This window comes from Leucobacter salsicius M1-8 (assembly GCF_000350525.1).
GTDB lineage: Bacteria > Actinomycetota > Actinomycetes > Actinomycetales > Microbacteriaceae > Leucobacter > Leucobacter salsicius.
On the sequence record NZ_AOCN01000026.1, the window covers coordinates 1 to 15,543 of the forward strand.

The window sequence follows — 15,543 nt, forward strand, 5'->3', positions numbered from 1 at the left end:
CGCTCGGCATTCACTCACTGTCGAAATCGCAGGTCTCTCGCATGGCCACTGATCTCGACGAACACGTCACCGAGTTCCGCACCCGACCGCTCAGCGATGCCGGCCCGTTCACGTTCGTCGCGTGTGACGCCCTCACCATGAAAGTACGTGAGGGCGGGCGAGTGATCAACACGGTCGTGCTCGTCGCGACCGGCGTCAACGCCGATGGGCATCGTGAAGTGCTCGGCATGCAGGTCGCGACGAGCGAGACCGGGGCGGCGTGGAACATGTTCTTCGCGGACCTCGTCGCGAGAGGACTGACCGGAGTGCAGCTCATCACGTCAGACGCACACGCTGGCCTGGTCGAGGCCATGCGGGCCAACTTTCCCGGCACCAGTTGGCAGCGTTGCCGCACCCACTACGCCGCGAACCTCATGTCGGCCTGCCCGAAGCAGATGTGGCCTGCCGTGAAAGCAATGCTGCATTCCGTCTATGACCAGCCCGACGTTGCAGCTGTCGAGGCACAGTTCGACCGGCTCCTGGACTACGTCGGCGAGAAACTGCCTGGCGTGCACGATCATCTCGATGCTGCCCGCGCCGATATCCTCGCATTCACGGCGTTCCCGAAAGATGTGTGGCAGCAGATCTGGTCGAACAATCCCAACGAACGTCTCAACAAAGAAATCAGACGTCGCACTGACGTTGTCGGTATTTTCCCGAATCGAGACGCGATCACCCGGCTCGTTGGAGCGGTCCTGGCAGAGCAATCTGACGAGTGGGCGGAGGGCCGCCGATACCTCGGACTCGAGGTGTTGGCTCGTTGCAGGGTTCGCCTCATCACGGACAACGTTGCTGAGGAGGTGGCTGTGGAACTACCCCTCACGTTGACTGCGTAGCCAAGCTCATTCTCGAAGAATGTTCGTTACACCACTCCACGGGACTTGACCTCACGAAATTCCGAGCCTCACTGCGCTTATGCAGTGATCGCGCCAAGGATCTAGTTCAGGGCGCGGTGATTTTTCTGCCTACTGAAGCGTTCACATTTGGTTTCCGACTAGGGAAAGAGATAGGTAGGTGCAAACTGGCCTGAGGTTCTTAACCGCCAATAGCAGCAATGCAGGTTGTCGTCGCACCCCAAACTTTGGCTCTACGTAAGTAATCGGCGCTGTCATCTCCCACGCGATCAGTCTCTGGCACAAATTTCGCAACACGCAGGTGGGTCTCGAAATTCTATTTGCCTTGGCATTTGCGCGCTCCGGCCGGCCGTTCTATAACGTGATCAGCTCAGATCATCCACGATGCCTCGAGCGCATCAAAGAAATCCCAAAGTATGAGTTGCTGGTGCCAGCATTCGGACAAGGTCCACAGTCCGCAGGGGGTCGGAGCCTTGATCTAGTGAGTTTGGGTCCCACGTTTATCGCTGAATGCAGTGCAAAGGCGCGCGCGTTTCCGAGCTTGAGGTGTTACAACGGGCAGAATATGAGCATGGTCGATTTTAACGCGATGCTTGCCAATGCCGGACAGCCGGAACCAATTGAGCCGCGGGAACTGCATGCTCTCCTGAATAAGAAGCAGGGCTACGGGAAGCTTTGGGACGTCCAAGGCCAGGTGCTTGAACGCTGGCATGAGCGCCGATCTGAACGAGACCTTGTTATCAAGGTCAATACGGGTGGCGGCAAGACTGTTGACGGGCTCGTAATACTGCAAAGCTACGTCAACGAGGGCAAGGGGCCTGGCCTTTATGTAGCCCCAAACAACCACCTAGTCCGCCAGGTTCTTGCAGAGGCAGCCAACCTAGGCATACCTGTCACCACTGATGTTGACGGCACACAATATCTAGCGGGCGAAGCTATCGGCGTCATCAATGCGCATGAACTCGTCAACGGTCGTAGCAAGTTTTCGAACCGTCGTCCGACGCGACCACGTTCGCCTATTGGTGCTGTCGTGATCGATGATGCGCACGCCGCGATCGCCACGACACGCACGCAGCTTGCATTGTCGCTCCAGCACTCTAGTTCCGGCTATGAGCAGCTCTTGGACCTCTTCGCATCAGATTTGAGGGACCAATCTCTGAACGGATATTTGGATGTTGTAGAGAAGCGCAGGGGTGTTGCCATGAGGGTGCCATTCTGGGCATGGCGAGAGAAGCTAGAGCGAGTTGTGCCGATTCTGCGCGCTGAAGCGCAAGAAGATATGCCGCTCTACTGGTCCTGGCAGGGCGTTAGTGAGCACCTAGCTCTCTGCCGCGCGGTGTTCTCAGATCGGGAGCTCACGATCACGCCGCATTGCCCGCCAATAGAACATGTGACGTCATTTGTGGAGGCCAATCATCGAATCTTCCTCACAGCAACTCTTGCCGATGACAGCGTGCTTGTGACCGATTTTGGGGCGGATTCCGCGAGCATCGCCCGGCCGATCACGCCTACAACGGCGGGCGACATAGGGGAACGAATGATCCTTGCGCCGCAGGAGATTAATCCGAGCCTCAAAGTAGAAAAGGTCCGCGATCACATCGCGAAGCTCAGCGAGGAACACAACACGGTTGTAATCGTCCCCAGCGAGAAGGGTGCGCAGCCCTGGAAAGAGTACGCAGCGGAGGTCGCTGTGGGCGATGACGTCGAGACGGTTGTCGATCGACTTCGAAGCGGCTCCCATGTCGGGCTTGTTGTCCTGATTAACAGGTATGACGGTATCGACCTGCCGAATAACGCCTGCCGAGTTCTCGTGATCGATGGACTGCCGGAAGCCTTCAGCCCAGAAGAACGTATTCGTTCTTTGATGATGAGCGCTGGTTCTGGAGTCGACGATCGCCAAGTCCAAAGAATCGAACAAGGTATGGGACGTGGAGTGCGCAGCAACGAAGACCATTGTGTGGTCTTCCTGCTCGGCCCTAGGCTCGCCCAGCTCACAGTGGATTCGCGGACGGTCACACGCTTTAGCCCGGCAACACAGGCCCAGCTCAAGCTTTCGCGACGGCTCGCGTCCCAAATTGACAATGTACCGGTCGAGCAAATTATCAGCACTGCCAGGCAAGCCCTCAGCCGTGAACCGGGGTGGGTCAAGCTCGCGTTACAGGCTCTGCGCAACATTGCGCCGCTCCCCGGTCACGTTTCGTCTGCCGCGATTGCGGAGAGGCAGGCATTTGAGCTTGCACAAAACAGGGCGTTCGCAGAGGCAGTTGCCGTAGTTTCCGAAGCCGCAAATTTAGAAGAAATTTCCGATGCGACGGCAGGGATCCTTTTGGAACTGCAGGCCACTTACGTCGATATGACGGACCCGGTGCTTGGGCAGCACGTGCTCGCGCAGGCGCGTGCGAAGAATACAAGTGTCGTCAAGCCTCGGGCCGGCGTCACCTATGTACCGTTGCATGCGCATTCCGCTCAAGCCAAGTCTTGCGCTGAGATGCTTGCAGCAAAATTCTCAACTCCGGCGGCACTCTGCCTCGAGGCGGAGAAAATCATCGAGGACCTTGTGTTCGACGAGATGCGCATAGATCAGTTCGAAGAGGCGTTCCGCGAGGCAGGACTATTCATCGGCCTGGGATCTCAACGGCCTGAGCACGACACCGGGTCTGGCCCGGACAATCTTTGGGCGCTCGGCGGGAACAGTTTCTGGGTGATCGAAGCGAAGACTGGCGCGAAGAGCGCTGCGATCGGAAAGCGTGATATTGGACAGCTGTCAACATCCATGCTGTGGTTCGGAGACAGGTACGACCCGGACGCGAGTTCGATCCCGGTAATGGTGCATCGTGCGGTTCAAATCTATTCAGATGCCTCTCCCCTTCCCGGAATGCGCGTGATCACTGAGAAGACGCTAAGCGAGTTCGCCGGCGCGCTTCGACAGTTCGCCCAAGCGTTGAGTGCGAATGATTGGACCGATCCCGACGTCGTCGGCCGGCTTCTTGAAGGGCACGGGCTTAGCGCGGGTTCACTTCAGCGATACACAGTCCTTCAACGCGGGGTCAAGAACTAAGAGGCGTGTAGATCCTTCGCGAAGCCGCGGCGGATCTGATGCCCGTGTGGGTAACCATCCAGATTGTTACCCACACGGGCATCAGATCCGTTTTTCGCTCCCTCTACGGAGCGATATGTGCCTTGGGTTTTGTCGTAAGCGACGTACCCAATATAGAACCGCTCCACGATTGCGACGACCGTGGCACCCTCTGTGCCTTTGTAGGCTTTTGCATACCGTCGCTATCCGACACCGCTTCGATGGCCAACTAGCACCCACCTCCTAAATCGTCTGTATCTGGTGCGAATTCGGTCTAATGCGGGGTTTGGCGAAATTACATTTGCCTTGAAAGTGGTGCACTTCTGCAGCGTCCCGAACAAACCCAGGATTTATCAACCGCAACGCACTCACCCAGGAAGGCTTGTGTAAGAAGTTCACCTTTAATCTGTAACGGTAGAGATTTCGGTCCTGCTCAGCCTTTGCGTCACAAGGGATATGGGATTGCGAGAAACACCCGTGGTGGGCACCCCAAAACCTAGTAGCTACGCGATATGAGCGCGAGCAGACGTTCCGTTCACTCTATGGTTGGACTATGAAAGATGTTTGGTTGAGCTTCAAGGAATGGGTTGCAGGTCTCACGCTGTACATGGCTATCGCACCATGGGTGCTTCCTGTCGTCGGTGGTATTCTCATCAGTTCGAATCTCAAGGGCGCGTGGTGGTTTGGGGGGCCTTTCATTGTCGGGGTAGTGCTGATCGCCTTGGGATCAATTCCGCTAGGCATCAGGGATTCATGGATCGATGGCGAGCAAAAGGAAGCTGATGCTCGCAAGGCCAAGGAGCTGCAAACTCGTTCCTTGCTTTCGGATGAGCTTGAATCGATCGTGCTACCTGCCGAACTGCAGAATGATCAGGTCGAGGAGCATGTGAGAGCGATCTTGCAGCGAGTGCTTGACGCGTTAGTGTCTGAGGCCTACTCAGACGTTACAGATGTTCGTGCCGTGTTCTTTAGGCCTGGAATGTTGGACAGCATGCCTTGCGTATTCCCAGCCATTTCTACCGGTAAACCTACAGGTCGACCTGCGCGCATTCATCTCACCCTGTCACCACGGTACGAGGGGATCTCGAAGCTCTTCGAAGACGAAAGCGAAACTCATTTCGAAAACGGAATCTTGGGTCGAAGCTACACTGGGTTCGCTTCTGCTGCCGTTTCTTACGAGAGCACTGCGCTGGGCGTCTTGACGCTTGACGCTCCAGGGGGCTACGTGTTCGACCAGCAAGATGCGCAGAACCTGCTGGCGATCGCGCGTTTTTTCACCGCCATGCTCAACGCCGAGAGCCAGAATCTAGGCACGCCTTTGGGGTCAGGTTCAACCGCATTTGAGCAATATGTTGATAGCCTTGATGTAGACAAGGGAGGACAAGATGGCGGAAACTAAGCTACGTAAGATTGAACTTCGTAAAGTGCAACTTTCACCTGAAGTCATCGAAGCCAGGAAGGCTGCCGCCCAAAAGCGTCGGGAAATGACTTCGGCACAGCTCGCAAAGCAGCTGCGTGCTGAGCGCATTCATCGGAGTCTTAGACGCGCCTCTTAGCAGAGATTTTTACGGCTAGGGGAAGCCTTGCATAACGCGAACGGGGCTCGAGTTCTTCTGGAATTCAAGCCCCGTACGCGTTATGCCTTCCCCATCTGTTGCAGGTTCTGGAGCTGCGCGATGTCGTCGGGGTTCGTGGAAGCGAGGCGGAAGAAGCTGTCCGGGATCTTCACCACGACCGGTGCGAGATAGCCGTCCAGGTTTGAGCGGAAACCCACCGCCGGGTGGATGAATTTGCTCTTCCCAGCGTCGAGGTACTGATGTGTCCTGGCTTTCATGGAGTCGGACTATCGGAATCTTGGTAGCAGCGCAACCAATTAAGAGGCTGGCCATGACTCGTTATCTTGAACCATTCCGGCGCAAAGTACTAGAACTCATCGCTGAGGGCAAACACGTGAAGCATGTTGCTGAAGATCTGGGGCTCAGCCAGCAAACCATCTACAACTGGCGTGCACAAAAGCTCATCAATATGGTTGAAGGGTCTGATAAATCTTCGGTCGACTCTTGCCCGCCAGTTATAAGGGCCGAGCCTGATGCACGAATAAGTGACATTCGGGGCTTCTGTATGAAGTAATGAGCTAGCAGGGCGAAGTGGTTGGCACATCTGATGTCCTGATGCTGCTTGAATAAGCTTCACGGAGTCACCCCACGCCAAAAATTTGGCTCTACGTAAGTAATCGGCGCTGTCATCTCCCACGTGATAAGTCTCTGGTGCGAAATCTGTCTAATGAGAGGGTTCGCGAAATTACATTTGCCCTGGCATTGATGCGCTTGGTCAGGCGGAGACATCGTCAGATTTGAGTCTCCTGCAATCCCAGGACGCATCAAAAGGTCCCGGATATGATCTCAGTCATGACGGATGAGATTGCTGGGCTCTCTTTGACTCAAACTCCTGAAGGCATAACTCCCGGCGAACTGGAGAGTTTGCGATCGAAATACATGCATCACGGTTTGACGAACTTTGCAGCAATGGCAAGGGATGTCGCACGGTCTCATGGGCCCTTAGCCAGCTATAAAGTTGCAAATCAAGGGATCTATTCTTTTGTGAAGCTTTGTCGGGCTGGCAGTCCTGCTGGATTCGATGTAAGCAGTCTTTTCGCGCAGAAATACGGAATGATTGCAGCAGCCTTAGGTGATGTTGCAGGGCTGCGTCAGATGAGCATTGCTGCACGGCTTTACGACGACTCCATTGGGCTGTCCAACGGTGAATCTCACAAGAAAGTTCATGGCTACAGTCTTGCCATGCAAGAGATGAAATCAATACTTGCGGCGCTGAAGAGTTCAGTGGATCCCGAAGCCGACGAGTTTGTACGACAGCTCAGAGGACAGGGAATCGTGCGCGCGAAGTTGAACATTCAATGGTTGATAAAGTGCAGCCGAGTTATCCAACTAAATGGAACACTGTCGATTCCTACGCGCGATCAACTTCACAGTGAACGATCCGTGTCAACTCAAAGCAAGTCGAAGCGATTCCAAAAGAGCAAGATGCAGCAGACTGAGCTCTATTATTCTGCAGATGTCGTAGAGCATATTTGGCATTTGGAACATCGAGGTTATTCACCCCGAATCTTCAATTCAACAGCCATGCTCTGGCTGGGCTCTTCAAACCGGGTCAGTTCACTAGGCGATGAGCTCCACGATGAAGTAGATCGCGCGTTTTTGACGCTTGTGGAGAAGTTTCATGACGATACAGGAATGAGCGTGCTCGGTGGGCTATGGAAAACGTTGCTTCACGACGGGATCCCGGAAGAAGGAAGTCAAGCGTGTTTGAGGCTTTTCGGCGTCGATCGTCTCCCTGGGTGTATTAAGACAGCCGCACCAGACGCTTCAGCGTATGTAGACAGGAGAATTAGCTTAACTACTTACAAAGGGACTGGTCACACTTCTAATCAGCTTAAAGCTAAGCTCCCTAAGTTTAACTCCTTGGATTTCTTGACCGTTCTCAGTGCGCGTTTGAGATGTATCTACATTGAGGCTGAGAACAGCGTACGAGGACGTCATGGGCTTCCCCTCCGGGGGGAAGGCTGGGTCGGCGAGCTTGAACTCTTCAAAATGCTCGAAACAAGATTTGAAAGAAACAAAGTGGTTTTCCAAGGAAGGCCAGCTTGGCTAGGACGCCAATCATTTGACATTTATTTTCCAAACGAACGCGTTGCCGTCGAGTACCAAGGAGCTCAGCACTCTAGACCAGTTGCGCTGTTCGGGGGCGAACAAGGGTTCTTAAGGACGCAAGAGAGGGATGCAAGAAAGCGGGCGCTTTCAGAGCAACACGGCTGTGTGTTGATTGAGGTATTCCCGGGATACGATCCAGAGGCTGTTGCGGCGAAGGTGAGTGCCGCTCTAAGCAGGGCAGATCGCTAGACAATGTAGCTAATAGGCGGCCCTCGATTAATTCTGAGGGGTCTGATGCACGAGGATGTGACGTTCGGTGCTTCTGTATGAGGGAATGAGTTGGCGGGCGAAGTAGTTGGCAAACTTGATATCCAGATGCAGCTTAAACTAGCTTCGCGGAGTCACTCCGCACCCTAAACTTCGGCTCTACATAAGTAATCGGCGGTGTCATCTCCCACGCGATCAGTCTCTGGCGCGAATTCGGTCTAATGCGGGGTTTAGCGAAATTACATTTGACGCCCGCCCGGGGGTGCCCCTATTACTTTTGTCAAGCCGCAAGCGCATGATCAGCTTGATATAGCGACCCGTCTCGGAGCATCGCGAAGAGGACATCACAGCGTCGTCTGGCCAGGGCGATGAGAGCCTGGTTGTGCCGTTTGCCCTGCGCGATCTTCCGGTCGTAATAGGCGCGTGAGACGGGATCTCTGAGCGCGGCGAAGGCCGAGAGGAACAGGGCTCGTTTCAACACCCGGTTTCCGCGCCTAGACGAATGTTCGCCGCGGATCGATGACCCGGATCTTCGGGTCACGGGAGCTAGACCGGCGTAGGAAGCCAAGTGGCCAGCGGACTCGAAGTGTTTGCCCGCCACTTCGGTGAGGAGCCTGGCGGCCGTCCTAACGCCGACTCCCGGCATGCTCATCAGGACGATCGAAAGAGGGTGCGCCTCAACGATCTCTTCAACCAGGACCGCTATCTCAGCCCGTTGCCGCCGCAGCGCTGCGAGTTGTTCCGCGAGGCGCGGAAGGACGACAGCTGCGGCATTCGTGCCAACCACCACGACCGTTTGAGCAGCCAGCGCGTCCATGATCTCGGACGCAAGACGATGTCCCATACGCGGAGCAAGCCTTCTGAGGCGTGTAGCTAACCGTTGAGGGCCGGCCTGCTGCATCACTGCGGGCGATGGGTAGCGCTGCAATAGATCAAGGACCGCAGGATGGTCCAGGTGTGGGCCGATCACGCGTTCGAGTGCGGGATGGATCTGAGTGAGGAGCCCCCGTACCCGGTTACTCGTCGCAGTGATCTGCCCGAGGACGTCATCATCAAACCCGCACAGCATCGAGAGCTCAGCAACGGATTCGTCAGCGACCTGGATGGATCGCAGCGCGTGGGGCAGAGTTCTGGCGGCTTGCGCAATGATTGCGGCGTCTCGGGCATCGGTTTTTGCTTCGCCGGGGTGGAGGTCTGCGATGCGACGCATCGCTAATCCCGGCAGGTAGCCGACGAGCACCCCTTCGGCTTGAGCGACCGCGATCGGGAGTGCTCCGATGGTGGCTGGCTGGTCCACGACGACGAGCACGTTGCCATGGTGTTTGAGGTGCTGCAGGACGTCACGCATTTTGGCTTCATCGTTAGGGAGCGGTTTGTCGTAGAGACTTTTACCGGCTCGGTTGAGGGCGACGGCGTGGTGTTCGCCTTTGCCGACGTCGATGCCGACGAACACGTCGACGTTGTCGTAGTTCTCGATCATGACTGCTCCGTCCGTTGAGATTTCGGCGGTCAGCTCCTGGTATTGAGTCCCGGCATCCACGTTACGGACGGCCCTGGAACGAGTTCCTGGCCGAGCCCCTATTAGCGATCACTCAATACCGGTCAGACCCGGTGGCAACACCCCCCGGATCATGGATGACTGGGGGCAATAACCATGCCGGGTCTGACTGGCCGCCGCCCTTCCAGTGTGATGCTGGAAAGGGCTACGAACAAGGTAACGGGGGAGAAACCGTGATCAGGTTAGAAGACTCCAACGGCGCCGAAGTTCGTCGTGGTGAAGGCAAGTTCAGCCTGTGCACGGTAATGAACGTGTGGTCAAGCAGAAGTGTCGGCCAGTCTTGCGACGAGCCTGCGACATCCGTACCTGCAGTTACAGCGCGAAACAACTCGGTGCCGAGGCTCAGTGATGTGCGCGTCGCAGGTCTACCGTTAGCGGCCTTGGCTCCCCATGAGGTAGGTGAAGGCCTGTTGTAGTCGTTGCCCAACTGACATGTCACCAAAACGTGTACCAGGCCCGGTCGACCTGTGCCCGGTATCGCAGGCTGTCCCGGCTGGGATGTTTGATGCCCCTTGAATACGAGGCCGTTATGCGCAGGCTGGTCGTTCTCGATTCCAAACGGACCCTGGCCCGTCAGCATGCGTCAGACCCCAGTCTGAGGTGCGAGTAGTTACACCTTCCGGACATTACAGTAGACGTCTCAGCTCGGTCGACGTAGGGCCCTGAAAGGTGCTGCTGAAGGCTTTGTTGAATCGATGATCACACCACGTTGATGTTGTGTTGGAAGGATAAACGTCAGGGCACGTTTTTACAGTGATGAGTTCAAGCGCGTCGCTACCGACGATTCGTTCGGTGAGGTTGAAGCTGGAAAGAAGTCCCGCGAAGAGGGTTGCTATTTCTCATTCAAGCTATTCGCTCGTATTGCTAATGAAGTTCTCAGGTGCCCCAAGAGTTTTACTTCACTCAGCCAGCAGCGCCGACGCTATTGTCGCAACTCCAGCGACACCAAGCAGAATATAGCCTGAGGAAGCCGCAATTTTTAGCTTTTTGAGCGACAATGCCCCAATCCAACTACTTGCAGCGGTGAAACAAAAAACTCCAACTGAAATGGGCAGAAGAAGAATTACCATCGCACTACCTGTTGTGATGGCAAAAAGTAGTGTTGTTGCTACCGGAAGAAATCCAACCCCAAGCGTAAACAACAATGAGGCCCAGAAGTGCTCGGCCAGGTGCCCAATGTAGACCGACAACGTAATCCAACAGATAGCGACTACTAACCAAAAATATCCAAACCCAAAGTTCGTGCCCCCGGCAAGACTTCCTTCAGCCACACAGGACAAACCGAGCCCGACGTTCACTAGGAACGCCGGGCCGACTGCGCAAGCGCCCCAAATCAGGACCAACTTAGCTCTAGTGGGGTCAACGGTTTTGAGATGCAAGAGCAGTTCTGTTCTTCTAGTTGGAAACGGACTTACTGATTAGCTGGTCCGCACGGATTCCTCTGATGAGGCAATGGAACCCAGAATTGGTGGCTTTGTACAACGCGTAATACTGCTTCTGCACGACGTTACCCAATGGAGCGCTGTCAAGTCCAGCATCAAACTCATGACTGGGGACCGGGGGACGATTGATTTGGGCTTGGCTAAAGTTCCGTTTGTTCACTCAGGGCCGCAGTGTTTTGCGTGATTGAGGTACGATTTTCGCTCAGAATTGGCCGTAGGTATCGATTCCTAACGAATCGGTCACCGAAAATTGTTGTGCGTCGGGTATCGACGTTTGCTTGACTCAGTGAATGTTTGAAAGTTGCTCCGCACCCTTAACTTTGGCTCTATGTAAGTAATCGGCGCTGTCATCTCCCACGCGATCAGTCTCTGGTGCGAATTCGGTCTAATGCGGGGGTTCGCGAAATTAGGGTTGACTTAGTTGTCATGCGCCAGCCTGCAGAAAGCTTGATTTGCCAACCCAGGGTCAATCCACGCCTTCAGCATTGACACTGCACAGACAACCAAGCCGGAACTTTAGTCAACCCGAACCTGTGTGAGCCTTTCATGAAGGCCATCGACTAGCTGCCCCGACTGGAAACCAAACTGTGGGTCAGGTCAGCGGCCTGCCCGCGAACTGGGCTGCGACGCTCTACCACTAGGCTGACTCCACCCGAAGGGTCACTCGAAGCCAGAGACCCCTGCACTCAGAGTTGAACGAGCGCAGAGGGTCTCTGCAGATCCAGCGTACTTACTCCCAGTCGAGCTCCGCGTAGGCGATGACGACATTCATGCAAGACTGAAAATCCGTTGCGATACCGTCTCTGGCCTGCATTCCCTGGCTGCGGGTGAGGCCAATCTCCTGCAGGCGTGAGGTTTCGCCACGTTCGGCATCCACGCCCAGGGACTGTGGGTCAGCCTGCAAGCCTTCTAGACCCCAGGTCCACGTTGCGCCGAGGGTGGCCTGGATGTCGTCCCCTGACTTCACGTTGAAATCACCGCCAGAAAAGCCTGCATCAGCGCAGGAGTCGGCGGTTCTGTCCCAGTAGGTGCCGTAGATGCCGAGCCACGTGTATGGAGTTTCCAGGTCCGTGACCGTGATCTCTGCCGAGTATGCCTCCCCGAAATCTCCTTCGCCGTATTTCTTCAGCTGAACCTCGACACGCCCCGTGGTTAAGCCATCCTGCGACTTGAACTCCCCAGTTGCCCTCGGCCCCTCACTCATCGCCAGGGACGGAGCGGCAGCAACATCCGAAGCACTGTCCTCAGGCACAATACTGACCTCATTGCCGGCATTGGGAGCCGATGAACAGCCGGTCAAAGCCATCACGCTAGCGCCCATCATGAGCGCGGCTGTGGCTGTTCGTCTCATGGCTATGTCCTCTCGAGGAAGGCTGAATTCTCATTGGTCGCGAATCTAGCAGGGACCCACGTCAGGATTGTGGGCACATTCAGATGTCAGGATTTCTGCACACTATGCGCAGGCGATGAAGAGTTCCCGATTACTCACAACGCATTCGAGCGGTAGCTCCATATTGAAAACCCACCGCCCCGTTGAGGCAGTTCCGTGAGCCACCTCAACGGATGTCAGGTTATGCGTTCTGAGCAAACTACACAGATGAGAGTATCTATCGGTCCTCTCAACAACTCAAAGCAGCTTCCACGAACAGAGAGCGAGCACGCTATGGCTGATCCCCGGGTCCCGACAATTCAGAACTGGCTCGACACCACCCCGTGCTGTTGAGACAGGCAACGCCAGGCGATCTGATCAGGGTCTACACCTCCTACGATGGGAGCAACACTGAGCCCAGCAACTATGCGATGAAGTACGGCAGATCAAAGAACCAGCTCCACTACCTGATTCGGCAATGCCACGAGACCTACCGAGTATGAAATCCCACCCAGTTACAGCAACCGTGATGCTGCTGCTCAGTGCAGCAGCATCGGTTCTCGCTTGGCTCGCGATCAGCAGCCTCAAAGGCGCGTACTACGCTGATGGGCTTCTGGTGCGAAGCCTCGGCCCAGATGTAGAACCCGGGGTGCTGTTCGTGCATCAAGTGTTTTTCTGGGCCTGCGTCGTCTTCGCCGGGCTGTTCTATCTAGGGGCAGCACTTCTCGTGGATCAGATGGAAGTGCGGCGGTGGTGGTACGCATTCCCAACAGCGATGGTCGTGCTGGGGGCTGTGCTCGGATTCATGACCCTTGCGGCGCAGGATTGCGGCCAATACGAGGACGTGACTCAATGCATTCTGTAACACTCCCGCAGGTAGGCACACCATCATTCTCGAGTTTGCGACTACAGGCAGGAGGCTCGTAAGTTGAGCAAGGTTTTCGAGCCGGAAGATGGCGCACGCACCCTCTTTTGGGTGCTCGCGGGGATCGGAATGGTCGTGCTGCCCGTTTCCTGGGTTTGGTATGGGCTCACGCTGCTCGAGGAGGAGTCCGAACAGGGCAAGGCACTCACTGCCGGGGCCACCATGGAGGGCACCGCAGCGCTGTTCGGGCTTTTCCCTCTGGTCGTCGCCCACCTCATTGGGCTGGGCCTCCTGCTTTTCCACGGCTGGCGCGGGTGGGGGCCGAGTGGTCTTGGGTTCGGCATCATCGCCGTGGTGGTCGCAAGTGTTGCGGGCTTGATCTTTGCTCAGATGCTCTACGACGGAGAGCTTTTCAACATGGGAATCCAGCGCTACAACAAAGGCCTCTCCATGCCGTAGCCCTCCCGGCCGCAAGCGTGCCTGGGACGTCGGCCTGGAACGGTGACAGAGACCAGCCTCTGCATCTGCGTGGCGAGCCCTGGCACTGAGTCGCGCCCCATCGCGCGTTGCGGGAGCATTTCAAAAGTTTTGTCAGGATTCGCTTGTTCGCCAAACTGACTTAGTAGTGGTGTTGGGCTGGCTGAGGCCACGGAGGGTGCAGGGGAGTGACTTGGAGCATTCAGATGCGGTGTTCGAGGAACTCTTCCGCGAGAGGTACAGGACTATTCTCCGGTACATCTACCAGCGGGTGAGTGACCGCGAGCTTGCTGAGGATCTCACCAGTGAAGTCTTCTATCGCGCCTACGAAAAGCATCAAGCAGGTGTGAAGATTGGGATCCCGTGGCTGATCACCACCTCGCGGAATCTGGTCGGAAATGTTTACCAAAAACGCGTGACCGAGAAGGCTCATATCCAGCGTGTTCTTCACGAGGAGCTCGTGAACGCTGGCGCTTGGGAAAGCGATCTCGAAGACTTCGAGTTGAGGATGGTGCTCACCACGCTCAAGCAGAAGGACGCGCTCGCGCTGCAGCTCACGTATTGGGACGGTCTCAGTGCGCCGGAAGCGGCAAGGGTCATGGAGTGTACGGTGCCAGCGTTTTGGGCCCGCCTTTCCCGCGCCAGGAGAGCACTCCGCGCAGCTTTGAAAGATCAAGAATCACAGACATCGCAACCTCAAATCGCGAAGGGAGGACATATTCATGGATGACGTTACGCGCAGATTCCGTGATGCGAACCCGTACCGAGATGGTCGTCTTCCAGCCTCCGCAGAACCCTCACTCGCGAGCATCCTCGACCGCGAACGCCCGCCGGCTCCTCAGTCGCTGGGTCCGCCCAGCAAGTCTCGGCGACGACTCCCTGTGCTCCTTTCTGGCGCTGCAGCGCTGGCGGTGCTGCTGATCGCGTCAATGATGGCCGTACTTCAGCCGTCACCCAAGGCCATGGCGGTTGCTCCTCAGCCGCTTCCCACGCGGCCAGCCACCCAAACAATCAGTGACCTGCGCGCGGAGGTGGGCATGTTCGAAGCAGCATCGGGGGAGCCGTCACGGCTGGGCTCCTCGCTGGAGGGTTGGTTCTTCATCTTCGATGTCGATAACCCCAGCAGCGGTTTTGTTCAGCCCCAAGAACGAGAGGTGATCGCGAACGCGGATGGATCGGGTGTCAGCCGGCTGTTCGCGGGGACGCCCGTGGACGCTTTCGGCACAGCACTTGAGCCGCTCCCTGAGGGGGCTTCGCAGCCAGGCTCGATGCTTGAAGAACTTGATTGGGGTGCGGGGGAGCTGTTCGGAGGGTTTCCTGATGCGCCCCCGGAGAGCCCTGAACTCATGAGGGACTACCTCAACAAGTACCTGCACCTCAGCGGGCTCCCAACAGACGTTTCCTACGGGGCAGCAGAGTACGCGCAGGCAGCAGTGTCGCTGCTGCAAACATGGACTCTGAGCCCGGCCGCCGAGCGAGCGCTCATCGCGACCGTCCTGAGCGGCGAGGGAGCCGAGGTGAGCGGCTCGACCACCGATCGCGCCGGGCGGCCCGGCCTGCTTATCGAGCTGGGCAGAGGAATTCATCAAGCTGAAGGCGTGTCGGAGCAGCTGGTGATCGACACGAAATCTTGGAAGATCCTTGCCGCAGAAACCATCATGACCGGCGAAAATCTGGAGGCAATGTTGCCTCCAGGTTCAGTCATTTCATACACGCTTTGGAGGTAATCCATGACCAATATCCGTGCAGGACAGGAGCTCGGCGAGCACCGCACTGGTGACAGTCGATGCTGGCTCCTCGAACGGCCATACGCCAATCGGAGTCACAAAGGTCACCTGTCACCTGCATCCGCAGCGTGGCGGCGACCGTGCAACACACTACGTGCACGGTGGACTATTTGGAATGAATACTAATCAGTAAACAGGCCA

At 56.3% G+C, this 15,543-nt stretch carries 13 protein-coding genes; 9 read left to right on the forward strand and 4 right to left on the reverse strand.

Annotated elements, in window-relative coordinates; translation table 11 throughout:
* The 3 genes from C795_RS16040 to C795_RS0112385 all read left to right on the forward strand — a co-directional run.
* On the forward strand, positions 1-875 hold an 875-nt coding region (locus tag C795_RS16040; protein WP_017792467.1), incomplete at its 5' end, for an IS256 family transposase.
* Between the two features lie 589 nt (positions 876-1,464).
* Positions 1,465-3,951 (forward strand): helicase C-terminal domain-containing protein, encoded by a 2,487-nt coding sequence (locus tag C795_RS0112380; protein WP_157487130.1) that lies wholly within the window; start codon positions 1,465-1,467, stop codon positions 3,949-3,951.
* Between the two features lie 571 nt (positions 3,952-4,522).
* Positions 4,523-5,368: a hypothetical protein gene (locus C795_RS0112385; protein WP_017794073.1), complete on the forward strand. Its 846-nt coding sequence runs from the start codon at positions 4,523-4,525 to the stop codon at positions 5,366-5,368.
* Positions 5,369-5,605: 237 nt separating this feature from the next.
* On the opposite strand, the gene C795_RS0112390 is transcribed toward C795_RS0112385, so the two are convergent.
* A complete protein-coding gene (locus C795_RS0112390) occupies positions 5,606-5,803 on the reverse strand; it encodes a hypothetical protein (RefSeq protein ID WP_017794074.1) in 198 nt (65 codons plus the stop codon).
* Between the two features lie 53 nt (positions 5,804-5,856).
* Here C795_RS0112390 and C795_RS17030 point away from each other — a divergent pair, with 53 nt between their 5' ends.
* Both C795_RS17030 and C795_RS17300 read left to right on the forward strand, forming a co-directional pair.
* Positions 5,857-6,099 carry a helix-turn-helix domain-containing protein gene (locus C795_RS17030; protein WP_083879289.1) on the forward strand — a complete coding sequence of 81 codons (243 nt, stop codon included), beginning with the start codon at positions 5,857-5,859 and terminating at the stop codon, positions 6,097-6,099.
* A 278-nt stretch (positions 6,100-6,377) separates the two neighbouring features.
* Positions 6,378-7,886 (forward strand): hypothetical protein, encoded by a 1,509-nt coding sequence (locus C795_RS17300; protein WP_157487131.1) that lies wholly within the window; start codon positions 6,378-6,380, stop codon positions 7,884-7,886.
* Positions 7,887-8,184: 298 nt separating this feature from the next.
* Here the strand turns inward: C795_RS17300 and C795_RS0112400 are convergent, their stop codons facing one another.
* The 3 genes from C795_RS0112400 to C795_RS0112405 form a co-directional block, all read right to left on the reverse strand.
* Complete coding sequence (locus C795_RS0112400) at positions 8,185-9,384, reverse strand: IS110 family RNA-guided transposase (RefSeq protein WP_026139509.1); 1,200 nt, start codon at positions 9,382-9,384, stop codon at positions 8,185-8,187.
* Between the two features lie 977 nt (positions 9,385-10,361).
* Complete coding sequence (locus C795_RS17305) at positions 10,362-10,652, reverse strand: hypothetical protein (RefSeq protein WP_198008477.1); 291 nt, start codon at positions 10,650-10,652, stop codon at positions 10,362-10,364.
* 982 nt (positions 10,653-11,634) lie between these two features.
* Positions 11,635-12,255, reverse strand: a complete 621-nt coding sequence (locus tag C795_RS0112405) for a hypothetical protein (protein ID WP_017794075.1) — start codon at positions 12,253-12,255, stop codon at positions 11,635-11,637.
* A gap of 544 nt (positions 12,256-12,799) precedes the next feature.
* On the opposite strand from C795_RS0112405, the gene C795_RS0112410 reads away from it, so the two are divergent.
* The 4 genes from C795_RS0112410 to C795_RS0112425 all read left to right on the forward strand — a co-directional run bounded on the left by C795_RS0112410 (position 12,800) and on the right by C795_RS0112425 (position 15,342).
* Complete coding sequence (locus tag C795_RS0112410) at positions 12,800-13,138, forward strand: hypothetical protein (protein ID WP_157487133.1); 339 nt, start codon at positions 12,800-12,802, stop codon at positions 13,136-13,138.
* 63 nt (positions 13,139-13,201) lie between these two features.
* Positions 13,202-13,597 carry a hypothetical protein gene (locus tag C795_RS0112415; protein WP_017794077.1) on the forward strand — a complete coding sequence of 132 codons (396 nt, stop codon included), beginning with the start codon at positions 13,202-13,204 and terminating at the stop codon, positions 13,595-13,597.
* Between the two features lie 211 nt (positions 13,598-13,808).
* Positions 13,809-14,345: an RNA polymerase sigma factor gene (locus tag C795_RS0112420; RefSeq protein ID WP_198008478.1), complete on the forward strand. Its 537-nt coding sequence runs from the start codon at positions 13,809-13,811 to the stop codon at positions 14,343-14,345.
* Positions 14,338-15,342 carry a hypothetical protein gene (locus C795_RS0112425; protein ID WP_157487135.1) on the forward strand — a complete coding sequence of 335 codons (1,005 nt, stop codon included), beginning with the start codon at positions 14,338-14,340 and terminating at the stop codon, positions 15,340-15,342. Before C795_RS0112420 ends, C795_RS0112425 begins: the two co-directional genes overlap by 8 nt.
* Positions 15,343-15,543: the final 201 nt, after the last annotated feature.